We start from the raw sequence: 24,545 nt of genomic DNA, 5'->3' as shown, positions 1-24,545 counted from the left end.
GTCAAAGAGTCCAAAGAGTGAAATTTGATTTAAATGCCATGTGGCTTTATGGTTTTGTGAATAGATGTATTGCCAACTGCTTTAGCTGTTGTGAGAAAAAGGTCAATTGTAACAATTCTCCCATTTTCAGGAGAGATCCCGACAGGGAGAGGGGTGTTTGGGGATCGAAAGTTTGGAAGAGTCTGGAAAAGTCCAAAAGTCGAAAGGTCGAAGAGTCGAAAAGTCAAAGAGTCCAAAGAGTGAAATTTGATTTAAATGCCATGTGGCTTTATGGTTTTGTGAATAGATGTATTGCCAACTGCTTTAGCTGTTGTGAGAAAAAGGTCAATTGTAACAATTCTCCCATTTTGAGGGGAGATCCCGACAGGGAGAGGGGTGCTTGAAGATGAAATGTCTGGAAGGGTCTTGAATAGTCGAAAAGTCAAAGAGCCCAAAGAGTCCAAAAAGTGAAATCTGATTTAAATGCCAAGTGGCTTTAACTTATGATTTGGAAAAGAGATGTGTTTTGTGAATCGATGTGTTGCCAACAGCTTTAGTTGTGAGAAAAAGGTCAATTGTAACAATTCTCCCATTTTGAGGGGAAATCCCGACAGGGAGAGGGCTGTCTGAAGATGAAATGTCTGGAAGGGTCTTGAAAAGTCGAAAAGTTGAAGAGTCCAAAAAGTGAAATCTGATTTAGTTGCCATGTGGCTTTAGCTCATGATTTGGAAAAGAAATGTGTATTGCATTAACTTGCTCGAAATGAATACAATGTATTTTTTTTTGAAACTTTCACGCAACCCTTTGCGTTTTATATAATCATATAGTTTTGAGCACCTTTGGATTAAGAGGTCATAATTGTATGTGAATAGGTTATAAAAAACGATAAAAAGTAAAAATGGCAACTTTGACAGTTGCTTTTAGTAAAATAAGAAGGTATTTTTGTACTTTGTATTTATTGTACACACTACTACATATAAAACCAATATCTATGAATTTATCTAAAATTAGTGTCTTCGATCACAATACACCTCGTTGGATCGTTTTTCTAATTGATTTGCTTATTGGGCTGGCTTCAATTTCTGCGGCTTACTTATTGCGCTTCAACTTTAATTTGGAAAGCGTTAATCTGAGTTCCGCGAAGTTTGTTATTCCTCTGGTTTTGTTGGTGAGAGCTATTAGTTTCCTGATTGGGGGAACCTATGCAGGAATTGTTCGGTACACAAGTGCTAAAGATGCCGAACGTATTTTCATGGTGATTTCTATGGGATCTTTACTGTTTGTTCTTACAAACGGATTGAGCTACTATTTTCTGAACGGCGTTTACCTGCTTCCGTTTTCTATTCTGATTATAGAATACATATCAATGGTTTTTTTGATGACCAGCAGTCGTATTATTTTTAAGGCTCTTTATTTTAGGTATTTAACTTATTCTAAAATTCGGGAAAATATACTGATTTATGGAAGTGATGAGTTTGGTATCATGGCAAAGCATGCCTTGGACAGTGGTAAAGAGGTAAATAGTACCATTGTTGGATTTATAGATCACAACAATAGGAAAGTAGGAAGTAAGTTAGAGAATATAAAGATATATAGTCCCAATGATTTGGAGAAATTGTTGGAAAAGCAGGAAATCGATAAGGTTATTATCGCCAAAAAAGATTTAAGTGTTGAGGAACGTCAGGATGTTATTGAAAAATGCCTGAATAAAAATGTGAAGGTTTGGGAGGTTCCTAAATTTGAAAGCTGGGTGAATGGCGAGTTGAGTGTGAAGCAGATCCGGGCCATTAAAATTGAGGATTTGTTGGAGCGGGAACCCATAAAATTAGACTGGGATGAAATCGACAGTCAGGTGAGAGGTAAAACGGTTCTGGTTACCGGTGCTGCCGGATCTATTGGGAGTGAAATGGTGCGTCAGGTAGCACGTTTTCGTCCCAAGAGCATTATTTTGTTCGATCAGGCAGAATCGCCCTTATACGATATTGAATTGTCATTAAAGGAAGAGTTCAATTTTTATGATTTTGAGATTGTAATTGGAGATGTGCGTGATTTGGAACGAACGCGTAAAATGTTTGAGATTTTTAAACCTCAATTGGTGTATCATGCTGCTGCTTATAAGCACGTGCCAATGATGGAAAACAATCCTTCCGAGGCCATAAAAACAAATGTGTTTGGAACCAGGAATATTGCGGATTTATCATTGGAATATGGTGTGGAGCGCTTTGTAATGGTTTCGACCGATAAGGCTGTGAACCCAACTAATGTAATGGGGGCATCAAAAAGAATTGCTGAGATTTATACGCAAAGCATGAATTTCCCGGGCGGGCAAACTCATTTTATTACAACAAGATTTGGAAATGTGCTGGGCTCAAATGGCTCTGTAATTCCCCGGTTTAAGTCTCAGATTGAGAAAGGTGGCCCTATTACGGTTACTCATCCTGATATTACCAGATATTTTATGACGATTCCTGAAGCTTGTCAGTTGGTGATGCAGGCTGGTGCAATCGGTAAAGGGGGGAAAATCTTTATTTTTGATATGGGACGTTCTGTGAAAATTGTTGACTTGGCCTACAAGATGATCAAATTAAGTGGGCTGAAGGTAGGTGTCGATGTGAATGTTCAGTTTACAGGTTTACGTCCGGGCGAAAAATTATATGAGGAATTGTTGAATGTGAAAGAAAATACAGTACCTACCAAACATCCCAGAATTATGATTGCAAAAGTCCGGGCTTATGAACGGGAAGAGGTTGAACTATTGATTAACCATTTTTGTGAATTGCTTGATGAAAATGATAATTTTAAGATTGTTGCGCATATGAAGGCTATTGTGCCTGAATTTAAATCAATGAATTCAATCTATGAACAGTTGGATGCAAAAATTATCCGCAGGAAAGAGCAGATTGGATTGATTGATTTGGCCGAAATCAAAGAAATGCTGCGATAATTATCCGGAGAAATGGAAGTTGTTATAAGGAGACCGTATCTAATTTATTGACACGGTTTTTTTATTTGGCAGGTTTGACAGGCAAATAAATGATTGAGAAATTGTATTATTGCGGGGAATTGCAGTTCTGTAGGCAATGTGTTCATAAAATAAGGGAAGTAAAATGCTCGGAAATTAGGGAATTGTGTATTCGTTCCTTATTTTTGTGCTGCAAAAATAAATCTTTCGTCTTATTGAAATAGGGTTTTGTCACAACAAAACGGATATAGAGGATAGGAATAAAGGTACATACTATATAAATGTTATTGAAATTATGATTTGGTCGGTAAAAAAAATGTTTCTGGTTTGTTTGTTTGCGGTTTTATTCATCGGGACAGCAAACGCTCAAAACACAAATATCAATCCAGCGAGTGTAAATGTGGAAGCCTTGAGTGATGCTCAGATTGAAAAGCTGATTTCCGAAATGGAAAAAAACGGCATGAGTCTGGAAGAGGCAATGGCACTGGCACGGGCCAGAGGAGCTTCTCAGTTGCAGATCGATCAAATGGTGAAAAAAATCAACGAGTACAAAAGCGGTAAACGAAACGGGGAAACTCAGGAGAAAGACCTGAAGGAAGGTTTAAAAGTTCCAAAGGAGGAAGAGTTCACTGAGAAAGAGGAATTTAAAGCCACAGAAAAAAACAAAGAGATTTTTGGGTTTCAGTTTTTCAACTCAAAAAATTTAAGTTTCGAGCCGGCAATAGATGTGCCTGTGTCAGAATCTTACTCATTGGGAATAGGAGACGAGGTGAATATATCTGTTTATGGTGCTTCTCAGCAAAATTATCAGTTAACAGTTCAAAAAAACGGAGCCATAACCATTCCAGATTTAGGGCCGGTTCACGTGTATGGCATTTCGTTTGCCAAAGCACAGGAAAAAATTAAAAGCAGATTGCTTTCCATTTACAACGGCATGGGTGGCGAGCGGCCCAATACCTTTGCTGATGTAAGTATGGGAAGCTTAAAAGGGATTAAAGTGAATGTGATTGGGGAGGTGAATTTACCGGGCACCTATTCTTTACCGGCAACAGCTTCGGCTTTTAATGCCTTATACCTTGCAGGGGGACCCAATGAAAATGGATCTTTCCGAAGTATCGACGTGCAGCGCGATGGTAAATTGGTGTGCAGTATAGATGTTTACGCTTATTTAATCGATGGAAAAACGCAAAACAACATACAGTTGCGCGATCAGGATGTGGTTTTGGTGCGTCCTTACGCAAAAAGAGTGAAAGTAGCAGGAGAATTTAAACGGACCGGATTGTTTGAGGCTCAAAAAGAGGAAACAGTAGCTGATCTGCTGCGCTTTGCAGGTGGCTTTACAGATAAAGCCTATACTCATCGTTTGGAATTGTATCGAAACAATTCCAGGACTCTTAGTTTTAAAGGCGTTTCAGCAGATCAATACGATCAGGTTCAACTGATGAACGGCGACTCTTTGGTAGCAGGAATGCTCACCGAACGTTTCGAAAACCGGGTAAGTATAGATGGCGCGGTGTACCGTCCGGGCAATTATGAATTGACAGAAGGTCTGCAGTTGTCCCAATTGATTAAAAATGCGGAAGGACTCAAGGAAGAGGCTTTCATGGAGCGTGGGGTGATTACCCGAAAATTGGAAGATATGAGCTTGAAAGCCGTTTCCTTTTCGGTTCGTGATGTTGTGAATGGAAAAATAGATTTTGAGCTTCAGAAAGAAGACCGGATTCAGATTTCATCCATATTTGATATGCGCGAAGCCAGAACGGTTGAGATTGTTGGGGAAGTTCAGTTCGAAGGAACTTATGCCTGGGCAGAAAATTTACGCATAGGAGATCTGATTTTTCAGGCAGGAGGTTTCAAAGAGGATGCTGAGGTGGCAGGATTGGAAGTGAGCCGCGTGTTGGATTACAAGGAGACCAGTGAATTGACAAAATCACTGCTGCATACCTTTCAGTTTTCGTTGGATCGAAATCTGAAATTGAATGCGGAAGATGAAGCCTTTTTATTGAAACCTTTCGATAAAGTGTATGTGCGCCGCGCTCCGGGGTTTCGTCCTCAGGGAGCCGCCAACATTCAGGGAGAAGTTAAATATTCCGGGGATTACGGGATTACTCATAAGAACGAAAAAATATCAGATATCATCCGAAGAGCAGGGGGGATCACTTCAGAGGCTTATGTGAAAGGGGCTTCTTTGCGCCGGAGAATAGAATTGAGTGAAGCAGAATATCAGGCCAAAGTGGCCATTGCGGCTCAGGATACCACCATGACCGAAGCGGATATTGAAAAGGTAGCCTATCGGATTGTTGGAATCGATTTGACTGCCATTTTAGGTCATCCTGGCGGTGTGGAAGATTTGCAGGTAAAAGCTGGAGATCAGATTTTGGTTCCTTCTAAATTAGAGACGGTAATGGTATCCGGTTCTGTATTGAGTCCGGTGGCTCATACTTTTACAAAAAAGAAAAAATTAAAAGATTACGTGTACAGCAGTGGTGGTTTTGCCGAACGGGCAAAAAAAGGAAAAGTATATGTCCTGTATGCCAATGGAACCACTCAGGCAACAAAAGGAGGATTGTTTGGCCGTCGTTTTCCGAAAGTAGAACCGGGTTGCGAGATTATTGTTCCTGAAAAACCAGAGGTAGACAAAGCCGGACAGGCAAGCAAATGGTTGGCCATTGCATCTACTTTTGCAACATTAATTACTGCCATTGCGGTGGCTACGCGTTAGGAAGAGGGATTATACGGATGTCATCCCGAGCTTGTCGAAGGATCTAATTATATAAGTGAACAGATTCTTCACTCCGTTCAGAATGACAGCTTTATTTTGCATGTCATCCCGAGCTTGTCGAGGGATCTAAACATTAAAAAGAGAATGTGAAAATATATTACGTCTACATATTGACAAATAAAAACAAAACTGTTTTATATGTGGGTGTTACAAATAATTTACAAAGAAGATTGAGTGAGCATGTGAGTCATGCAGACCACATAAATGCTTTTACAAAACGATATAATTGTCATCATTTGATCTATTTTGAAGAACACGATGATGTGAATTTGGCGATCGGGAGAGAAAAGAAACTAAAAGGATGGCGACGAGAGAAAAAGAATATCTTAATTTCGGAATTCAATCCGGAATGGAAGTTTTTAGAGGATGAGTTCTTTGTTTGAACAGATCCTTACAGTTGAACGTCATCCCGATCCAGATAGCTATCGGGATGTCGAGGGATCTCATTCAAATAGAGAAGAGGCGTAAATGAACAGATCCTTCACTACGTTCCTCCGTTCAGGATGACTTTCAGTTGAACTGTCATCCCGAGCTTGTCGAGGGATCTAATTATATAAGTGAACAGATTCTTCACTTCGTTCAGAATGACAGCTTTAAATGAAAATAAAGTGAGTTGTTAAAAATAGTTGTAACAGTTTATTAGAATTGACGATGAATCAGGAAAAAGACATACGATGGAGGCAGCGTTTTCAGAATTTTGAAAAAGCGTATACGGTGCTGGATAAAACCATGAAGATTATTTCTCCTTCTGAAATTGAAATTATGGCTGTTATTCAGGCGTTCGAATTGAGTTTTGAATTGGCATGGAAGGTGATGAAAGATTATTTGGAGTCGGAAGGTTTTGACCCAAAGACTCCCCGCGAAACAATAAAACATGCTTTTCAGGTAAAGCTTGTTGAGGATGGTCATGTTTGGATGGATGCTTTAAAAGATAGAAATTTAACTGTGCATACTTACGATGAGGCTTTTGCAAAGGAGATGGGACTAAAAATAAAAAACAACTATTATCCGGCCATTAAATGCTTGTATGTAAAAATGAAAGAGTGGCTGTAGTTCACTGGAAGATGTCATCCCGATCCCGAGAATCGGGAGAGGGATCTCAACAAAAAGGATTGTCCTTCCGAAAGTTCGGAAGAGGATATTTAAAGTGAAATGTAATTGGCAAATAAATTGTATGTACGGACTAACACAACAGGATATGATATGGATTCAAGAAGCAATAAAGAAATTGCCCGAAATTCAAGAAACAATTTTGTTTGGTTCCCGTGCAATGGGAAATTATAAAACAGCTTCTGATGTGGATCTGTGCATAAAAGGGGAGAAGATAAATAGTCAAATCGTTTTATCTTTGCGGGAATTGCTGGAGGAAGAGTATTCATTGCCCTATTTTTTTGATGTAGTTCATTATGAGCAAATCACAAATGAAGAACTGAGAAGGCACATTGATGAAAAGGGAAAGAGGTTGTAAATAGTCAATGGTCAGTGGTGAAGCAATCTCTTAATTATGAATTGCACGAATTTAAACTAATTACGCGAATGGTTGACTTGTTACATAAGGATAAGTGTTATGCAATTGTTGGGGCTTGTATGAATGTTCATAGTCAATTAGGATCTGGCTTTTTGGAAAGTGTTTATGCAGAGGCGTTGGGTAAAGAGTTTAAGAAGAGAAATATACCATTTGTTAAAGAGAAGAAACTGGAACTTTATTACGATGGTGAAAAAATGAATAAATACTTCAAAGCAGACTTTATCTGTTTTGATTCAATAATAGTAGAGTTAAAAAGTAAATCTTGTTTGTTGAAAATAGATGAACAGCAAACAGTGAATTATTTAAAAGCGACAAACTACCAATTAGGGCTGTTGGTCAATTTTGGTGAGAAGTCGTTGAGATATAAAAGATTTGTTAATACCGATAGGAAAGAATTCCGCTAATTTTAAGAAGGAATTTCGCTAATGGCAAAGGCTTACTATTATGAAGATGGGCTTGTCCCACTGGTGTAATTAGTTATAATTATTGAGAATTAAAATATAAAAGAATATCACAATAGCTGATAAAGTGCAAATGGACGCATTAGCGTAATTCGCCTTAATTAGCGTAATAAGCTTCTAGCGTAATCAGAATGTAATAATGAGCACAATACAAGAATCCAAACATACAGAAACAACTAGTGCCAACCATGAGGATGAAATCGATTTGATTCAATTGGCAAAGACCCTGTGGAACGGCCGACGTACCGTAATTCGCACCACGCTTATTTTTATGGTGCTGGGTTTATTCATTGCAATCTTCTCTGCCAAGGAATATACGGCAACAACCACCATGGTGCCACAATCTGCCGAAGGTGGATTAAAACTGGGTGGCTTAGGCGGACTAGCCGCCATGGCAGGAATCAATTTGGGAAGTATGGGTGGTGGATCAGATATTCCTCCTTCATTGTATCCAAAAATAATCAGCAGCATTCCCTTCCAAAAAGAATTGATGCAAACCCCTTTGGACATTGAAGGACAAAAGAAACAAGTGACATTCACATATTTTTATGAAGAAATTTACAGCCCAGGTTTATTGGGCAATATGGTAAAATACAGCATCGGCTTACCTGGAGTAATCATCAGGGCGATCCGTCGCGAAGAAGAGACTTTGAGCCCAGATCCTTCCAGCTTGATTTCTATTAATGAAGATGAGAAAAAACTTATCGAAATTATTCAGGAACAATTGTCTATTGAATTCAACGACAAAGACGGCTACGTTACTATATCTGCTCGCATGCCCGAGGCCAAAGCAGCCGCTCAATTGGCAAAAAAGGCTCAGGAGCTTTTGCAGCAGGCCATTACAGCTTTTAAAATACAGAAGGCACAAGATCAATTGGCCTTTGTAGAGGAACGCTATGCCGAAAAGGAAGCCGTTTTTAACGCAGTACAGGATAAATTGGCCCGCTTTCGGGATCAGAACAAAAACGTTAGCACGGCAGTGGCTCAAACTCAATTGGAGCGCCTGCAATCCGATTTTTCCATGGCTTCGTCGGTGTACACCGAACTGGCCAAACAGTTGGAAACTCAAAAAATACAAGTAAAGGAAGATACGCCGGTTTTCACGATTATCGAACCGGTATTCATTCCTATGGAAAAATCAAAACCCAAACGCCCAATGATATTGGTGATCTGGACTTTCCTGGGGGGTATTGTTGGTGTAGGGATGGTATTTGGAAAGGAATTCTTTGCAAGTATAAAGGATAAGTGGAGAGAGGATGAAACTGCTTCTCAGGAATTGTCATCCCGATCCCGAGAATCGGGAGAGGGATCTCAACAATAAAGTGGACAGATCCTTCACTGCGTTCCTCCGTTCAGGATGACGGCAATGAATGAGCAGATGTCATCCCGAGCTTGCCGAGGGATCTAATGCAGGAAGGAATAGATTCTTCACTCCGTTCAGAATGACACTACTCATTGAGCAGTCATTAAAAAAAGGATTGTCATCCTGAGGAACGAAGGATCTCAAACAATTAGTGAATTAGTAAAGGAAATATAGAAACACAACATACAATACAAACTAGAAATGACCAAAGCAAAACAAATAACAAATATCTGCTGCATAGGTGCCGGTTACGTAGGTGGCCCAACCATGGCAGTGATCGCTCAAAAATGTCCGTACATAAAGGTGACAGTGGTGGATGTAAATGAGCAACGCATTGCAGATTGGAACGATACGGATTTAAATAAATTACCCATATATGAGCCAGGATTAGCCGATGTGGTCGCAGAAGCCCGTGGTCGAAATTTGTTTTTCTCTACGGATGTGGATGAAGCCATTAATGAAGCGCAAATGATCTTCATTTCGGTAAACACACCGACCAAAACATACGGGGTAGGGAAAGGAATGGCAGCAGATTTAAAATACATTGAATTGTGTGCCCGTCAAATTGCCAAAGTTTCTAAAGATGATAAAATTATTGTTGAAAAATCAACATTACCTGTTCGTACGGCTGAAGCACTGAGTACGATTTTAAATTCAACGGGTAACGGAGTCAATTTTGACATTTTGTCGAGTCCTGAATTTTTAGCCGAGGGGACTGCTATCAGCGATTTGCATAAACCCGACAGAATATTGATCGGTGGTGAAGAAACTGAAAAAGGGCAAGATGCTATAGAAGCTTTAGTTGCTGTTTATGAGAACTGGGTACCTCGTGAAAACATCATCACCACTCGGGTTTGGTCTTCCGAATTGTCAAAATTGACTGCTAATGCATTTTTGGCGCAACGGGTTTCTTCTATCAATGCCATATCTGCACTTTGTGAAAAAACAGGAGCTGATGTGGATGAGATTTCTCGTGCCATTGGTGCAGATTCTCGTATTGGAGCTAAGTTCTTAAAAGCCTCCGTTGGTTTTGGAGGCTCTTGTTTTCAAAAAGACATCTTAAACTTGGTCTATTTGTGTAGGCAATTTAATTTGCCAGAGGTGGCCGATTACTGGGAACAGGTGATTAAAATGAACGACTACCAAAAGCATCGTTTTGCAAAGAACATTATTGATAGCTTATTCAATACCGTTTCCGGTAAAAAGATTGCTTTTCTGGGCTGGGCTTTCAAGAAAGACACCAACGACACCCGTGAATCTGCTGCAATTTATGTGGCTGACGAATTGTTACAAGACCGTGCAGAAATTCATATCTACGATCCAAAGGTGACAGAGGAGCAAATCTTTTCTGACCTTAAAAGTGTATGTCATCCTGAGGGAAGCGAAGCGACGAAGGATCTGTTGAAAAATGTAATCATCCACACCGATCCTTACTCAGCAATGCAATCCGCTCACGCCATAGCCATCCTCACCGAATGGGACGAATTCAAAACCTACAATTGGCAAAAGGTGTATGAGGAGATGTTGAAGCCCGCTTTCGTGTTTGATGGTAGAAATATTGTTGATAAAAAGCAGTTGACAGAAATTGGATTTGAGGTATATAATATAGGGAAAGGCTTAAATTAGTGTAATGATGAATTGGTTAATAAAGATTATTAAAGCAAAAAAAAATTGAATTATATTATTGTTCGGTTAAAGGATAGAATTCATCGAAATAAAGGTGTTTTGAGGAACTTTAGTTATTTGTCACTATTGCAGGTGTTTAACTTGTTTTTACCTTTAATTACTTACCCTTATTTGATTAGAGTATTAGGTAAAGAGATTTATGGAATTGTAATTTTTGCTCAAGCCATAGTAGGATATCTTATGATCCTAGTAGGATTTGGTTTTAATATTTCCGCAACAAAAGATGTAAGTTTGCATCGTAATAATCGAGATAAGTTAAGTGAAATTGTAAGTAGTGTATTCTTAATTAAAGGATTTCTACTTATTTTGGCAATTCTTATTTTAAGTATTTTAGTAATGGTTATCCCCCAATCAAATGGTTATGAAATGCTGTTCTTTTTGACTCTTTGGATGTGTCTTTATGATGTTATTTTTCCTATTTGGTATTTTCAAGGTATTGAAGAAATGAAATATATTACTTATATCACTTTAATTAGTCGTTTAACGTTTTTATTCCTAATATTTGTTTTCATTCATTCTCCTAAAGACTATTTGTATTTGCCAATTATAAATGGTTTCGGTGCTATTTTAGCTGGAGTTTCTTCTCTAGTTATAGTGTTTAAGAAACATAAAATAAAATTTAAATTTGTTTCGTTCTCTTGTTTAAAGAGCTATTTTATAGATACTTTCCCATTCTTTGTTTCTAATATTTCAACGACCTTATATATGACAACAAGTAAAGTAGTATTGGGAGCATTTGTTGGTATGAAAGAAGTGGCCTATTATGATTTGGCAGAAAAATTATCAACAGTCTTAAAAACTCCTATTCAAATAATAGGACAGGCAATCTATCCTAGTATCGCTAAAAACAGAGATTTGGTTTTTGTAAGAAAGTCTTTTAATTACACCTTGTCTATTGCAATATTGATTATGATTGTTGGAATTGGCTTTAGTGGATACGCCGTAAAGTTGATAGGTGGAATTGAAATGATATATTCGGTGCCCATTTTTCAAATTTTATTAATTAGTATTATTCCTGTCACTATTAGTTTGTTCTTTGCAAATTTAGTACTTGTTTCATGGGGATTTAATAAAGATTTTTTAAGACTTAGGCTATATACCAATGGGTTTTATATGTGTTCAATTTTAATTCTTTATTTAGTTAATTATCTAAATTTGTATTCTCTTGCTATTCTAGCCTTAATCATTGAGTTTTTTGCTGCTTTCCTTGCATTCTTTTTCGCTAAAAAAAGGAATGTTAATTTTTGCTTATGTCCAATAATATAGTATATGGCGGTAATTATAATATTATTCTTTACTACTCTTCTTTATTTGAGTTATTTAGCTTTTTGTAAACGTTTCACCATGATATTAGTAGTGATAGTAGTATGGATGATAAGTTCTTTTTTGATGGAACTTGATTTAATGAATATAGATAGTGTTAACCCTACAACATATTTAATTATTTTCATAGGATTCTTTTCTATGTTTTGTGGTTTTATTGCAAGTAGATCTGTAAGAGTTAATTACAATAGTAATGCGAATGCCATACTCACAAGTGAGGTTTTTTATAGACTAATATTCTTGTTGTCAACTTCAGTTGTACTTATAAATGCTACATTAATGATTTTGAAATATGGAGGTGTTGCATTTATAATATCTAACGCAAATGCATTATATGGAGATAGGATTGCAGGGGAATATCGTTTAGCAATACCATTTTTAGGATCATTAGATTTAATTGTTTGTGCTTTAGGAGGATTTCATCTTGTAAATACTAAGAAAACTATTGGTTCAATATTGTACTTCTGTTTACTTCCCTTATTTATTATTATTCTTGATTCAGCAATTAATTTAGGACGAGCTACAATTTTGATTGGATTTTTTGTTTATGGATCTTCATTTTTTTATAGTTCTTATAAGAAGGGAAATTTTAAATTAAGAATTAATGTTAGGCAAGTTTTAATATTTTCAATTGTATTAATGGGAATATGGTTTTTATTGATAGTCATTAGAGATGTGCGGGGTGGATATGAAAATTATAGATTTAAAAAAGAATTACCTGTTATTCAAGAGCTTGATGAGTTGGGATTGTTCCGACCTTCCATTTATTTGTATTTTGTTTCACCTATTGCAGTTCTAGATAATTCAATTGATTATGATTTTGATGATAGGGTATGGATACCATTTAAGGAAACCTTTGCTCCAATTGTAAGAATCCTTGCCAAACCATTTGGCATAGAAGTTGAAAGATATGAAGCTGATGTTGATATTGGAATTAGAAAAGTTAATACAGGTACTATGTTGAAGGATTTTTATATGGATCTTCACTTACCTGGGGTTATAGTACTGTGTTTTATGTTAGGTTTCATTTTTCACAGATTAACCAAATTATGGATAGTTAAAGATTCTTATATTGTTGAGCTATCTTTAATCTCGGCCTATTTACTTATGTCGATTTTTGTTAATTTATTCCGGTCTGGTCAGTTTTTATTTCCTCTTGTGTTTTTTTTAGTAATCAGAAATATTTTTAAATATAAATGGAAACTACTTTAATCTTTGTATCCTACAATAATTATTTAATTCTTAAAGAATGTTTAGAGAGTGCTATGAAATATGGGATACTTTCTAAAAATATTATTGTTGCGGATAATGGATCTACGGATAAATCTGAAGAGCTAATACCAGAGCAGTTCCCTGGTGTGAAATTTTTAAATTTAGGAAGTAATTTCGGATATGGAGGAGCCGTAAATCGTGCTATTAAAGAGGTAAATACAAAATTTGTTTGTGTTTTAAATACAGACATGGTATTTCTAAGTAATCCTTTCCCATATATTGAATTATTTTTTTATGATAATAAAAATGTTGGAGTGGTAGGAATTCAACAAGTGTATCCGAATATTTCATGGCAATCAAGTTACGGTAACTTTGTAGGGATTAAGCAAATTTTATTTGATTTATTGTATATTACATTTCTGAAAAGGTTTATTACTAAACAGCTTTTTTGTTTTAACTGGACTTTCGTAAAAAAAGTAGAATATATTGATGGGGCATTTATGGTTTTTGAGACACAAACATTGGTTTCATTAAATGGTTTTGATGAAGAGAATTTTTTCTTCTATTATGAGGATACTGATATTGCATATAGGTTGAAACAAGATGGATACAATAATTATTTTATCCCGGAATTAAATATTATTCACTATCGGGGATATAGCTCAACTCAAAATTTTAGTGATCCTTCTGAGTTTTCATTAAACCAATTTTCTATTGGACTAATTAATTATTTGAATAAACATTATAGTTTGCTATATAAGCGTTGTTATATTTTTTTGTTAAAAGTTCATTGTAAAAAGCAATTATTATTTTCTTTCTTATTAGGTTTTTTGCTTGGTAAGGAGAAAATTTTATTTAAACAAAAGAGATACGAAACAATTCTTGAATATGTTGATAAAATGAATAAATAATATGGAAAAAATAAAATATGTCTATTTAATTGATCCTTTTGGTTATGGTACAGACTATAATATTTGTTTAACGAAGAGTTTAAATAAATATGCTTCGCAAAAATTAAAATTTATATATATAACTTCTGAAATTAATAATAGTACTAGTTTTAAATATCAAGTTTCTCCATTTTTCCGTATAACACAAAAGCTTAGACAACGATTTCCTAAAATACAGGTTATGTTCAAGATTCTAGGGATTTTGGAATACTATTATTGTTACTTTAATATTATTTACAGAGCGAAAAAGAAATCTGGAGCTATTCATACTATTTGGATTAAATCTCCTATTGTAGATATTCCTTTGTTTTTATTAATGAAGATTTTAAATATTCCAGTATATCATACAATGCATAATGCATTTCCGCATGATAAAGAATCTTTTTTCACACGTATCATATATTTATATTTCTATAGAATACCAGATAAGCTTATTGTTTTGTCTAATTCTGAAAGAGAAAAGGTGTGCCGTTATAATAATAGACTTGACCAAAAGATTGTGTGTATTCCTCATGGTTTGATGTCAGAAGAAATACCTTGTTTAACCAAATCATCTGCAAGAGGAAATTTAAAGATCGATTATAAAGGATCAATCTTGCTATTTTTAGGCTTAATTCGACCATATAAAGGTATATTTAATCTAATTGAAGCTTGTGCCTTGCTGAAGGATAGGGGTGTTAGTTTTAGATTGATCATAGCTGGGAAGAATAATTTGCATAAAGCAGATTTTAATAGATTTAGTACTTATGTAAAAAAAATGGACTGGATATATTACTTTGAAGGTTATCATTCAAAATTGAAAATGAGAGATTTCATATGTTCTTCAGATTTAGTTGTTCTTCCATATAGCTCGGGAACACAGAGTGGAATTTCTTATACGGCCTTAAGATATTGTGTACCAATTCTACCAACAAGTGTGGGTAATTTATTAGAGACAGTTCCAGATAGATATAAAACGTTATCTCCTCCTCCTCAAGATATTGATTCATTGGCAAATTCTATTTCTGCCTATTTGGATATATCTGACTTTAAAAGTTATTTCAAAGATTTGGATACTTTAAAGAAATATCATTCTTGGGAGAATATTGCAAAATCGCATTTAAAAATGATATATAAATAGTTATGAATCAACCATTAGTTTCTATTATTACTCCAACATATAATTCGGAAAGATTTCTTTGTGAAACGATAGACTCAATATTAAACCAAACATATGAAAATTGGGAATTGTTGGTTACTGATGATTGCTCTACAGATTCGACATGGGTGATTTTGGAAAATTATGCTCGATGTGATTGCCGTATTAAAATATTTCGTTTGAGTAAAAATAGAGGTGCTGGTATTGCACGTAACTCTTCTATTGAAAAAGCAATTGGAAGGTATATTGCTTTTTGTGATAGTGATGATCAATGGACTTCTGTTAAACTTGAGAAACAAGTTCAATTCATGTTCGAGAATAACTATGCCTTATCTTTCTCAAGTTATAGAATTATTGACGAAGTTGGAACTAGTTTAGGATTTGTAAAAGCAAAACATACTGTTGATTATAAAACAATGCTTAAGAATAATTACATAGGATGTTTAACAGCAATATATGATGTGAAGCAACTTGGTAAGTTTTTTATGCCAGAAATAAGAAAAAGACAAGATTGGGCATTATGGTTGTCGATTCTTAAAAAAAATGAATATGCCTACGGTATAAATGAATCGTTAGCAATTTATCGTGATAGGAGAGACTCCATATCTGCGAATAAATTTAGTTTAATTAAGTATAATTGGGCTATTTATAGAAATGTAGAAAAGTTTTCTTTGGTTTTATCTACTTTTTTATTGTTTCAATTTATTTTTTATTATGTGGTAAAAAAAAGGATGCGTTGTTGCTTGAAATAATTTTAATTTGTGGATTTATTAAACACTTTGATTAATATGCACTTATAAATCGGGCCTTTATCTTAAAGTAATAGTTAAAGCAATAAAGTTGAGTATATACGGAATTTTATTTAAACTGAAATTGAAACATGGTTTGAAATACAAACTTAATAATTGAAATGATATAGTTTTCACAAAGTTATAGTTATGTGAGGTAGTTTCAGTTTGTTGCTTAGCTGATAATATATCAGTGGAAGGTGATAAGCTGGTAAATTTATTTTTATTAAATATGATAATAAGATCAAAAGCACCTTTGCGACTTGGTTTAGCAGGTGGGGGTACAGACGTAAGTCCATATAGTGATACTTATGGCGGTGCAATTTTAAATGTAACTATTGATATGTATGCCTATTGTACCATCGATACAAATTGTGATAGTATAATTTCTTTTAATGCTAAAGATCGAAATGAGTATTTTAAGTCTAAACGAACTAATAATTTGATTCTAGATGGTTTGTTAGATCTTCATAAAGGTGTATACAATAGAATAATAAAGGATTTTAATAATGGTCAACCGTTATCATTTTCTATGACAACCTATTCTGATGCTCCAGCAGGAAGTGGATTAGGTTCATCTTCAACTCTTGTTGTAGCGATGGTTAAAGCTTTTGTTGAATGGTTGAATCTGCCATTAGGTGAATATGATATAGCTATGTTGGCTTTCGAGATTGAACGTGAAGATGTTTGTTTAAGTGGAGGAAAACAAGATCAATATGCCGCAACATTTGGGGGATTTAACTATATGGAATTTTATAGTGACAAGAAGGTGATTGTTAATCCTTTACGAGTTAAAAATTGGATCAAGGATGAATTGGAAAGCTCGATGATTCTTTATTATACAGGGGCATCACGTTCATCAGCAGCAATAATTGACGAACAAAAAAAGAATACTACTGAGAAAGTTGATAAAACAATAGCGGCTATGCATGAACTTAAGAAAAGTTCTGTTGAAATGAAGGAGGCTATTCTAAAAGGTGATATTAATGAATTTGCTCAAATCCTTGGAAGATCATGGATTGAGAAGAAAAAAACAGCAAATTCCATATCAAATAAAATGATTGATGATATTTACAAAATAGCTATTAAGGCAGGAGCTAAAGCAGGTAAAGTTTCTGGTGCTGGTGGTGGCGGATTTATGATTTTTGTTGTTGATCCAATTAAAAAACTAGATGTTATTAAAGCATTAAATGAATTTGAAGGAAAAGTGATGAATTTTCATTTTTCGGAAGGTGGTTGTCATGGTTGGAAAATCTTCAAAAATGAAAAAATAAAAAAGGCGGAAATTGAAAATAATCTTATAAGAACTTATAATAACTAAGAATGGAGAATTTTATTAAAGAACAAATAGTAGAATCAATAAATGTTAAGAATAAAATATTAAATAACGAGGAACTAGTAGCATTAATTAAAGAAGTTTCAAAATTATGTGTTGAAATTTATAAGAAAGGTGGAAAAACATTGTTAGCAGGTAATGGTGGTAGTGCCGCAGATGCTCAACATATAGCAGGGGAGTTTGTTAGTCGTTTCTATTTTGATCGCCCAGGATTACCATCTATAGCCCTTACTACAGATACATCAATTCTTACCGCAATTGGTAATGATTATGGATATGAAAAAGTATTTAGTCGTCAGATACAAGCTCAAGGTAGTGAAGGTGATGTTTTTTTCGCTATTTCAACATCAGGTAATTCTAAGAATCTTATAGAAGCGGTTAAAGAAGCAAAAATTAAAAACATGGTAACTATTGGATTAACAGGCTTGACGGGTGGAGAAATGGGTGGTTTGTGTGATTATTGTATAAAAGTTCCATCAAAGGAAACTCCAAGAATTCAAGAGGCTCATATTTTGATAGGTCATACTATTTGTGCTATCGTTGAAGAAGAAATATTTGGAAATCTAAAATAATAGTAATAATGGAAGCTATCATTCTTGCTGGAGGTTTTGGTACAAGATTAAAAGAAATGGTAATTGATGTACCAAAGCCAATGGCTGATATTAATGGAAAGCCTTTTTTGAAATATCTTTTTGATTGGCTATTAAATAATGGGATTGATCATTTGATTCTTGCTGTTGGATATAAAGCAGATGTTATTCAAGATTATTTTAGTGAAAATTATCAAGGAATTCATTTGAGTTATTCTTTTGAAGTTGAACCTCTTGGGACAGGAGGGGCAATAAAAAAAGCTTATGATAAAGTTAAAAATAAAAATAGACCAGTATTTGTTATAAATGGTGATACTTTTTTCAATGTTAATTTGAAAGAGTTCTATGATTTTCATAATAAACAGAATAATCCTTTTTCTATCGTTGTGAAAAAGATGTTTGATTTTGAGAGATATGGCTCTGTAAAAACTAACGATAATTTTGTAGAAGATTTTATTGAAAAAAGATATTGTAAGCAAGGCTTTATTAATGGCGGTATTTATCTTATGAATTCAGTCTGTATGGGAATGATGCCTAAAGATGAAAAATTTTCTTTTGAAAAAACATTTCTCGAAAAGTATGTTAAGTCTGTTTCGTTTGGTGCATTTAAATCTGATGGATATTTTATTGACATTGGAATTCCTGTAGATTATACGAAAGCTAAAATTGAATTACCTTTTAAAATATGAAGAAAGCTTTGTTTTTAGATCGAGATGGAGTAATTAATCACGAATATAATTATGTGCATAAGATTGAGAGTTTTGATTTTATTCCAGGAATATTTGAATTTTGTAAATTTTTTCTGAACCAAGGCTATTTGATTGTAATAATTACAAATCAAGCAGGAATAGCTAGAGGCTATTATACTGAAAAGGAGTTCTGGAAATTGACAAAGTGGATGCTTGCAGAATTTGAAATTAAGGGCATTGAAATTACAAAGGCCTATTGTTGTCCACATCACCCTGAATTCACGGGAGCATGTAATTGTCGTAAACCTAACCCAGGTATGCTTTTAAAAGCCTCTAAGGATTTTGGAATAGATTTAGAGTCTTCAATGTTGGTTGGGGATAAAGAAAGTGATCTAAATGCAGGTATAAACGCTGGTTTATTGAAGGAGAAATGTTATTTGTTTAATGGGTCTTATAAGGATATCATTACAAAATGTAAATTGACGAATTAATACATTTATTTTTTATGAAAGGAATAATCTTAGCAGGAGGCAGCGGAACCCGTTTGTATCCAATTACCAAAGGAGTTTCGAAGCAGCTATTGCCTGTTTACGACAAGCCCATGATATATTATCCACTATCAGTTTTGATGCTGGCAGGGATTCAGGAGATACTTATTATTTCCACTCCTGAGGATCTACCTAATTTTGAGAAATTATTAGGTTCGGGTGAGGATTTGGGATTAAAATTATCTTATAAAGAGCAACCTAGTCCTGATGGTTTGGCGCAGGCTTTCATTCTTGGGGATGAGTTTATTGGAGATGATTCCGTTTGCTTGGTACTAGGTGATAATATTTTCTACGGACACAATCTTACAGGCATGTTGAAAAATGCACGTAAAAATGTAGAGGACGAAGGCAAAGCAACCGTTTTCGGATACTATGTAAGTGATCCAGAACGTTATGGTGTTGCTGCTTTCGATGAAGAGGGAACAGTAACTTCCATTGAGGAGAAACCAGAGAAGCCTGCATCCAATTATGCAGTGGTTGGTTTGTATTTTTATTCAAATGATGTGGTGCAGGTAGCTAAAAATGTGAAGCCATCTCATCGTGGAGAGTTAGAAATTACTACAGTAAATCAGGAGTATTTAAAGCAAGGCCGTCTGAAAGTGGAGTTAATGGGACGGGGTTATGCCTGGTTGGATACGGGAACTCACGAATCTTTATTGGCTGCTGGAAGCTTTATTGAAACCATTGAAACCCGACAGGGATTGAAAGTGGCCTGTTTGGAGGAAATTGCTTACTCAAAAGGTTATATTACTGCCGAACAGGTGAAAAAATTGGCGGAGCCATTAAAAAAGAATGGTTATGGTCAATACCTGTTAAATCTTGTAAAAGAAGCATAAGGGATAATATTTATTAGAATGAAAAAGGGTAAGGTAAAAGTTTTAGTACTTTGAACTTTATCCTTTTATCTTTTAACTTGTGAAACAATGGAATTTATAAAAACAGAAATACCAGAAGTAGTCATTATTGAACCTAAAGTATTTGGGGATGATAGGGGCTATTTTTTTGAATCTTTCAATCAAAAAGAATTTGAAGAAAACATAGGGGTAGTTAATTTTGTTCAGGACAATGAGTCGAAGTCATCAAGAGGGGTACTGCGTGGTTTGCACTTTCAAAAACCACCTTTTAATCAGGCCAAATTGGTACGTTGTATTGAAGGTGAAGTTTTGGATGTGGCTGTAGATCTTCGAAAAGATTCAGCAACTTATAAAAAATATGTAGCGGTGAAATTAAACGGGGAAAACAAACGTCAATTGTTTGTTCCGCGTGGATTTGCACATGGCTTTGTAGTATTGAGTGAGGAAGCAACTTTTGCCTATAAAGTTGATAACTGGTATGCTCCAAGTCATGATGCAGGAATCATCTGGAATGATGAAGAGATTGCTGTCGATTGGCAAATTGCTGCCGAAGAAGTTCAATTGTCGGGAAAAGACAAACTATTGAAGCCATTGGCCGAAACAGAAAATCCTTTTTAGAAAATTTAATGTCCACAAATTACTCAAATGACACAAATTATGAATGAAAAATATCTTTTTAAAAAAGAATGTTATGAAATCATAGGCTGTTGCATGGAAGTACACTCAGAGTTAGGCTGTGGTTTTCTTGAGGCTATCTATCAGGAGGCATTAGAGCTATCGTTTATGGATACTGGAATGCCTTTTGAAAGAGAAGTACAACTTGATGTTTTTTATAAGGGACGTGAGCTTAATAAGAAGTATTTTGCTGATTTTATTTGTTTTGATGAAGTAATTGTGGAGTTAAAGGCGGTGAATGCACTTACTGATGTTCATTATGCCCAAGTTTTGAACTATTTAAAAGCGACAGGAAAACGTGTTGGTTTGCTTGTTAATTTTGGCGCAAAAAGTTTACAGTATAAACGTGTTATTCTTTAATTTGTGTCATTTGAGTAATTTGTGGAAAAAAATAAGGAAATGAAAATATTAATAACAGGAGCAAACGGTCAATTGGGTTCAGAAATAAATGAGCTTAGTGCATCATTTTCAAATTTGGAATTTGTTTTTTCCGATCTACCGGAATTAGACATTTGCAATCGAGAGATGCTTGCACAGTTTGCAAGCGATCATCAAATTAAAGGAATCATCAATTGTGCGGCATATACTGCGGTTGACAAGGCCGAAGAAGATTCCAAAACTGCTGAATTGGTAAACGCCACTGCTGTTGGAAATTTGGTGGCTGTTGCTGAAGCACAGAATTTGAAACTGATTCACATCTCTACTGATTACGTATTTGATGGAACGGCTCATCTTCCTTATTCGGAAGAGTTTGAAGTATCTCCTTTGGGAGTGTATGGAGCTACCAAACGAAAAGGCGAGGAGTTTGTTTTAAATTCTTACTCTGAATCCATCGTGATTCGTACGTCTTGGTTGTATTCCTCCTTTGGGAACAATTTTGTGAAAACCATGCTTCGTTTGGGTAAGGAAAGAGAAGAATTGGGTGTGATTTTTGATCAGGTAGGAACTCCTACCTATGCAAGAGATTTGGCTCAAACCTGTCTTGAAATTCTTTCGAAATCTGATAAGTTGGATACATCTGGAAAATTGTATCATTTTTCCAATGAAGGTGTTGCGTCCTGGTTCGATTTTGCAAAAGCCATCATGGAAATGGGAAATGTAGATTGTATTGTAAATCCAATCGAAACCAAAGATTATCCTACGCCAGCAAAGCGCCCTCACTATTCAGTACTAAACAAAGCGAAGATCAAAGCTGATTATGGAATTGAAATTCCATATTGGAGAGATTCTTTAAAAGAATGTATTCAAAGGTTAAAGGAGTTAAAGGAACAAGTGTAAAGGGTAAAGTACAAAGGTTAAAGTTCAAAAGAGAAAGGGTAAAGGATGAAGAGTAAAGGATGATGTGAAAATTATAAAGGTGATGAAGTACAAGCTTTTTTAACCTTTAATCTTGTTTTACTTTAACCTTTAACCTTGTTAATACTTTAACCTTTATCCTTGTCAGACTTTTACCTTGATTTTACTTTACCCTTGTGCAGAATATCAATAAATAGTAAAAAAACTTAAATAACATACTACAATGAAATCAATCTTAGTTACCGGAGGTGCTGGCTTTATTGGCTCTCACTTGGTTCGTTTGTTGGTCAATAAATATCCTGAGTACCGAATCGTAAATATGGATGTCTTGACTTATGCAGGGAATTTAGCCAACTTAAAAGATATTGAAGACAAAGAAAATTATGAATTCGTAAAATGCGACATTTGTGATTTTGAGAAGGTTCAAAAAGTATTTATAGATTATCAGATCGAAAGTGTCATTCATTTGGCTGCAGAATCTCATGTTGATCGTTCGATTAAAGATCCATTTTCCTTTGCTCAAACAAATGTAATGGGAACCTTGAGTTTATTGCAAGCAGCTAAGTTCGCTTGGGAGGGAAATTACGAAGGGAAATTGTTTTATCATGTTTCTACAGATGAAGTGTATGGTTCACTGGGGGAAGAAGGCTTCTTTTTGGAAACTACGGCTTACGATCCTCATTCCCCTTACTCGGCTTCCAAAGCTTCTTCGGATCATTTCGTGAGAGCTTTTCAGGATACCTTTGGATTGCCAACCGTAATTTCGAACTGTTCGAATAATTATGGTTCTTATCAGTTTCCTGAAAAATTAATTCCTTTGTTCATCAACAATATTTGCAACAACAAAGCTCTTCCGGTTTATGGAAAAGGAGAAAATGTTAGAGACTGGTTGTATGTAGAAGATCACGCAAGAGCGATTGATGTAATTTTTCATGAAGGAAAAGTTGGAGATACCTACAACATCGGTGGATTTAACGAGTGGACGAATATTGATCTGATCAAAGTGATGATTAAAACCGTTGACAGATTATTGGGTCGTGAAGAAGGAGAATCAGAGAAACTGATTACCTATGTTACCGATCGTGCCGGTCATGATTTGCGTTATGCGATTGACTCTACAAAACTAAAGAATGAATTGGGCTGGGAACCATCACTTCAATTTGAAGAGGGAATTGAGAAAACTGTAAAGTGGTACCTCGAAAATAAGGAATGGATGGAGAACATCACCAGCGGGGAATACGAAAAATATTACAAAGAAATGTATTCCAAATAAAAAATAATTGTTTGATTTAAAGCTGTTTTTATCTTTTACAAAGATAAAAAACAGCTTTAAGTTCATAAACCGTAATTGAATCTCAAATGTCTTTTTATCAAATTATTTTCCTAACTGCATGCCTGTTTATAGTAATCAATCTTTACTTCCTACTCGCCGATCGTTTTAATATTATCGACAAGCCAAACCTGCGAAGCTCTCACACATCCATAACACTGCGTGGAGGAGGAATCATCTTTTATTTTGGAGCCTTTGCCTTCTTTGTTTATTCCGGTTTTTCTTACCCATGGTTTTTTCTGGGATTAACACTAATCACTTTAATCAGTTTTCTGGATGATGTATTCACGCTCTCCAATAAGTTGCGCCTTGGCATTCATCTGCTGGCTATGGGCTTGCTGTTCTATCAGTTAAATTTGTTTGAATTGCAGTGGGTTTGGATTGCTGTGGCTTTGGTTCTGTTTATTGGTATTACCAATGCCTGGAATTTTATGGATGGGATCAATGGCATAACGGGAGGCTATAGTTTGGCTGTTCTTTCCGGTTTGTGCTTGATTAATAACTATCATGTAACTTTTATCGAGAATGATTTGATTTATTGCACGGCTTTAGGACTTTTGGTCTTTAATTTTTACAATTTTAGAAAAAAAGCAAAATGTTTTGCCGGAGACGTGGGGGCCATTTCTATTGCTTTTATTCTCCTGTTTATGATCGGGAAATTGATCTTGGCTGAACCTTCCTTTGTTGTGGTCTTGCTTTTGGCTGTATATGGTGTGGATTCTGTGCTTACTATCGTTCACCGATTGATTCTAAAGGAGAATATTTTTGAGGCACATCGTAAACATGTTTATCAGATTTTAGCCAATGAGGCAAAAGTACCGCACTTGATTGTTGCTGCAGGCTATACTTTGGTTCAGATTGGGATTAATTTTATCGCATTGTATTTGTTAGAATCCGATTTTTCTATCGTCTCATTAAGTCTATTTGTTATTGGAATTCTTTTGGTACTGGCATTTGTATATGTTGCAGTGAAACGAAAGTACTTTCACTTGCACCAATTGACCTAGAAGAATTGTTTTGCGGATAAAATTACAGAAGGAGGGATGGGAAGGAAT

Annotated in this window: 24 protein-coding genes; all 24 read left to right on the top strand. The window is 35.3% G+C overall.

What is annotated here, in order from left to right:
• The coding region (locus GQR60_RS20160) for a hypothetical protein (RefSeq protein ID WP_225441456.1) at positions 1-383 on the top strand (383 nt) is incomplete at its 5' end.
• A 587-nt stretch (positions 384-970) separates the two neighbouring features.
• A complete protein-coding gene (locus GQR60_RS18480) occupies positions 971-2,923 on the top strand; it encodes a polysaccharide biosynthesis protein (protein ID WP_124994358.1) in 1,953 nt (650 codons plus the stop codon).
• A 313-nt stretch (positions 2,924-3,236) separates the two neighbouring features.
• Positions 3,237-5,663 (top strand): SLBB domain-containing protein, encoded by a 2,427-nt coding sequence (locus tag GQR60_RS18475; protein WP_124994357.1) that lies wholly within the window; start codon positions 3,237-3,239, stop codon positions 5,661-5,663.
• A gap of 146 nt (positions 5,664-5,809) precedes the next feature.
• Positions 5,810-6,106 carry a GIY-YIG nuclease family protein gene (locus GQR60_RS18470; RefSeq protein ID WP_124994356.1) on the top strand — a complete coding sequence of 99 codons (297 nt, stop codon included), beginning with the start codon at positions 5,810-5,812 and terminating at the stop codon, positions 6,104-6,106.
• Positions 6,107-6,374: 268 nt separating this feature from the next.
• Positions 6,375-6,776, top strand: a complete 402-nt coding sequence (locus GQR60_RS18465) for a nucleotidyltransferase substrate binding protein (protein ID WP_124994355.1) — start codon at positions 6,375-6,377, stop codon at positions 6,774-6,776.
• Positions 6,777-6,921: 145 nt separating this feature from the next.
• Entirely contained in the window at positions 6,922-7,191 is a 270-nt protein-coding gene (locus GQR60_RS18460; RefSeq protein ID WP_225441455.1) for a nucleotidyltransferase domain-containing protein, read from the top strand.
• Positions 7,192-7,259: 68 nt separating this feature from the next.
• Complete coding sequence (locus tag GQR60_RS18455; RefSeq protein ID WP_124994353.1) at positions 7,260-7,655, top strand: GxxExxY protein; 396 nt, start codon at positions 7,260-7,262, stop codon at positions 7,653-7,655.
• Between the two features lie 196 nt (positions 7,656-7,851).
• A complete protein-coding gene (locus GQR60_RS18450; RefSeq protein ID WP_124994352.1) occupies positions 7,852-9,033 on the top strand; it encodes a GNVR domain-containing protein in 1,182 nt (393 codons plus the stop codon).
• Positions 9,034-9,276: 243 nt separating this feature from the next.
• On the top strand, positions 9,277-10,701 hold the full coding sequence (locus tag GQR60_RS18445) for a UDP-glucose 6-dehydrogenase (RefSeq protein WP_124994351.1): 1,425 nt from the start codon (positions 9,277-9,279) through the stop codon (positions 10,699-10,701).
• Between the two features lie 45 nt (positions 10,702-10,746).
• Positions 10,747-12,027: an oligosaccharide flippase family protein gene (locus GQR60_RS18440; RefSeq protein ID WP_124994350.1), complete on the top strand. Its 1,281-nt coding sequence runs from the start codon at positions 10,747-10,749 to the stop codon at positions 12,025-12,027.
• Positions 12,028-12,030: 3 nt separating this feature from the next.
• A complete protein-coding gene (locus GQR60_RS18435) occupies positions 12,031-13,296 on the top strand; it encodes an O-antigen polymerase (RefSeq protein WP_124994349.1) in 1,266 nt (421 codons plus the stop codon).
• Positions 13,281-14,207: a glycosyltransferase family 2 protein gene (locus GQR60_RS18430; protein ID WP_124994348.1), complete on the top strand. Its 927-nt coding sequence runs from the start codon at positions 13,281-13,283 to the stop codon at positions 14,205-14,207. Before GQR60_RS18435 ends, GQR60_RS18430 begins: the two co-directional genes overlap by 16 nt.
• A 1-nt stretch (position 14,208) precedes the next feature.
• Positions 14,209-15,366: a glycosyltransferase family 4 protein gene (locus GQR60_RS18425; RefSeq protein WP_124994347.1), complete on the top strand. Its 1,158-nt coding sequence runs from the start codon at positions 14,209-14,211 to the stop codon at positions 15,364-15,366.
• 2 nt (positions 15,367-15,368) lie between these two features.
• Positions 15,369-16,136: a glycosyltransferase family 2 protein gene (locus GQR60_RS18420; RefSeq protein WP_124994346.1), complete on the top strand. Its 768-nt coding sequence runs from the start codon at positions 15,369-15,371 to the stop codon at positions 16,134-16,136.
• Between the two features lie 229 nt (positions 16,137-16,365).
• Entirely contained in the window at positions 16,366-17,493 is a 1,128-nt protein-coding gene (locus GQR60_RS18415; protein ID WP_317163669.1) for a GHMP family kinase ATP-binding protein, read from the top strand.
• Positions 17,494-17,495: 2 nt separating this feature from the next.
• Positions 17,496-18,080 carry a D-sedoheptulose-7-phosphate isomerase gene (locus GQR60_RS18410; RefSeq protein ID WP_124994345.1) on the top strand — a complete coding sequence of 195 codons (585 nt, stop codon included), beginning with the start codon at positions 17,496-17,498 and terminating at the stop codon, positions 18,078-18,080.
• Between the two features lie 8 nt (positions 18,081-18,088).
• Positions 18,089-18,787, top strand: coding sequence for a nucleotidyltransferase family protein (locus GQR60_RS18405; RefSeq protein ID WP_124994344.1), 699 nt, complete (start codon positions 18,089-18,091; stop codon positions 18,785-18,787).
• The gene (locus tag GQR60_RS18400) at positions 18,784-19,278 is read left to right on the top strand and encodes a D-glycero-alpha-D-manno-heptose-1,7-bisphosphate 7-phosphatase (RefSeq protein WP_124994343.1); all 495 of its coding nucleotides are present in this window, start codon (positions 18,784-18,786) and stop codon (positions 19,276-19,278) included. The genes GQR60_RS18405 and GQR60_RS18400 overlap by 4 nt, the downstream gene beginning before the upstream one ends.
• Before the next feature lie 14 nt (positions 19,279-19,292).
• Positions 19,293-20,171 (top strand): glucose-1-phosphate thymidylyltransferase RfbA, encoded by an 879-nt coding sequence (gene rfbA / locus GQR60_RS18395; protein ID WP_124994342.1) that lies wholly within the window; start codon positions 19,293-19,295, stop codon positions 20,169-20,171.
• A gap of 87 nt (positions 20,172-20,258) precedes the next feature.
• Positions 20,259-20,807: a dTDP-4-dehydrorhamnose 3,5-epimerase gene (gene rfbC / locus GQR60_RS18390; protein WP_124994341.1), complete on the top strand. Its 549-nt coding sequence runs from the start codon at positions 20,259-20,261 to the stop codon at positions 20,805-20,807.
• Between the two features lie 39 nt (positions 20,808-20,846).
• The gene (locus GQR60_RS18385) at positions 20,847-21,224 is read left to right on the top strand and encodes a GxxExxY protein (RefSeq protein ID WP_124994340.1); all 378 of its coding nucleotides are present in this window, start codon (positions 20,847-20,849) and stop codon (positions 21,222-21,224) included.
• 39 nt (positions 21,225-21,263) lie between these two features.
• Complete coding sequence (rfbD, locus tag GQR60_RS18380) at positions 21,264-22,142, top strand: dTDP-4-dehydrorhamnose reductase (RefSeq protein ID WP_124994339.1); 879 nt, start codon at positions 21,264-21,266, stop codon at positions 22,140-22,142.
• A 241-nt stretch (positions 22,143-22,383) separates the two neighbouring features.
• A complete protein-coding gene (gene rfbB / locus GQR60_RS18375) occupies positions 22,384-23,433 on the top strand; it encodes a dTDP-glucose 4,6-dehydratase (protein ID WP_124994338.1) in 1,050 nt (349 codons plus the stop codon).
• A gap of 86 nt (positions 23,434-23,519) precedes the next feature.
• Entirely contained in the window at positions 23,520-24,497 is a 978-nt protein-coding gene (locus GQR60_RS18370) for an MraY family glycosyltransferase (protein WP_124994337.1), read from the top strand.
• Positions 24,498-24,545 lie beyond the last annotated feature (48 nt).

The sequence above is a fragment of the Labilibaculum euxinicum genome, assembly GCF_009795715.1.
GTDB classification, from domain to species: domain Bacteria; phylum Bacteroidota; class Bacteroidia; order Bacteroidales; family Marinifilaceae; genus Labilibaculum; species Labilibaculum euxinus.
The sequence above is the reverse complement of the archived record's forward strand: the minus strand, read 5'-3'. Positions and strand labels throughout refer to the sequence as shown.

What these genes read in the sequence shown, in the direction of transcription:
- GQR60_RS18475 (WP_124994357.1), top strand. Translation starts at nt 3,237, where the DNA reads ATGATTTGGTCGGTAAAAAAAATGTTTCTGGTTTGTTTGTTTGCGGTT.
- GQR60_RS18385 (WP_124994340.1), top strand. Translation starts at nt 20,847, where the DNA reads ATGAATGAAAAATATCTTTTTAAAAAAGAATGTTATGAAATCATAGGC.
- GQR60_RS18420 (WP_124994346.1), top strand. Translation starts at nt 15,369, where the DNA reads ATGAATCAACCATTAGTTTCTATTATTACTCCAACATATAATTCGGAA.
- GQR60_RS18410 (WP_124994345.1), top strand. Translation starts at nt 17,496, where the DNA reads ATGGAGAATTTTATTAAAGAACAAATAGTAGAATCAATAAATGTTAAG.
- GQR60_RS18460 (WP_225441455.1), top strand. Translation starts at nt 6,922, where the DNA reads ATGATATGGATTCAAGAAGCAATAAAGAAATTGCCCGAAATTCAAGAA.
- rfbC (WP_124994341.1), top strand. Translation starts at nt 20,259, where the DNA reads ATGGAATTTATAAAAACAGAAATACCAGAAGTAGTCATTATTGAACCT.
- GQR60_RS18370 (WP_124994337.1), top strand. Translation starts at nt 23,520, where the DNA reads ATGTCTTTTTATCAAATTATTTTCCTAACTGCATGCCTGTTTATAGTA.
- GQR60_RS18480 (WP_124994358.1), top strand. Translation starts at nt 971, where the DNA reads ATGAATTTATCTAAAATTAGTGTCTTCGATCACAATACACCTCGTTGG.
- rfbA (WP_124994342.1), top strand. Translation starts at nt 19,293, where the DNA reads ATGAAAGGAATAATCTTAGCAGGAGGCAGCGGAACCCGTTTGTATCCA.
- GQR60_RS18435 (WP_124994349.1), top strand. Translation starts at nt 12,031, where the DNA reads ATGGCGGTAATTATAATATTATTCTTTACTACTCTTCTTTATTTGAGT.
- GQR60_RS18405 (WP_124994344.1), top strand. Translation starts at nt 18,089, where the DNA reads ATGGAAGCTATCATTCTTGCTGGAGGTTTTGGTACAAGATTAAAAGAA.
- GQR60_RS18465 (WP_124994355.1), top strand. Translation starts at nt 6,375, where the DNA reads ATGAATCAGGAAAAAGACATACGATGGAGGCAGCGTTTTCAGAATTTT.
- GQR60_RS18430 (WP_124994348.1), top strand. Translation starts at nt 13,281, where the DNA reads ATGGAAACTACTTTAATCTTTGTATCCTACAATAATTATTTAATTCTT.
- rfbB (WP_124994338.1), top strand. Translation starts at nt 22,384, where the DNA reads ATGAAATCAATCTTAGTTACCGGAGGTGCTGGCTTTATTGGCTCTCAC.
- GQR60_RS18400 (WP_124994343.1), top strand. Translation starts at nt 18,784, where the DNA reads ATGAAGAAAGCTTTGTTTTTAGATCGAGATGGAGTAATTAATCACGAA.
- GQR60_RS18455 (WP_124994353.1), top strand. Translation starts at nt 7,260, where the DNA reads ATGGTTGACTTGTTACATAAGGATAAGTGTTATGCAATTGTTGGGGCT.
- GQR60_RS18425 (WP_124994347.1), top strand. Translation starts at nt 14,209, where the DNA reads ATGGAAAAAATAAAATATGTCTATTTAATTGATCCTTTTGGTTATGGT.
- GQR60_RS18450 (WP_124994352.1), top strand. Translation starts at nt 7,852, where the DNA reads ATGAGCACAATACAAGAATCCAAACATACAGAAACAACTAGTGCCAAC.
- GQR60_RS18445 (WP_124994351.1), top strand. Translation starts at nt 9,277, where the DNA reads ATGACCAAAGCAAAACAAATAACAAATATCTGCTGCATAGGTGCCGGT.
- rfbD (WP_124994339.1), top strand. Translation starts at nt 21,264, where the DNA reads ATGAAAATATTAATAACAGGAGCAAACGGTCAATTGGGTTCAGAAATA.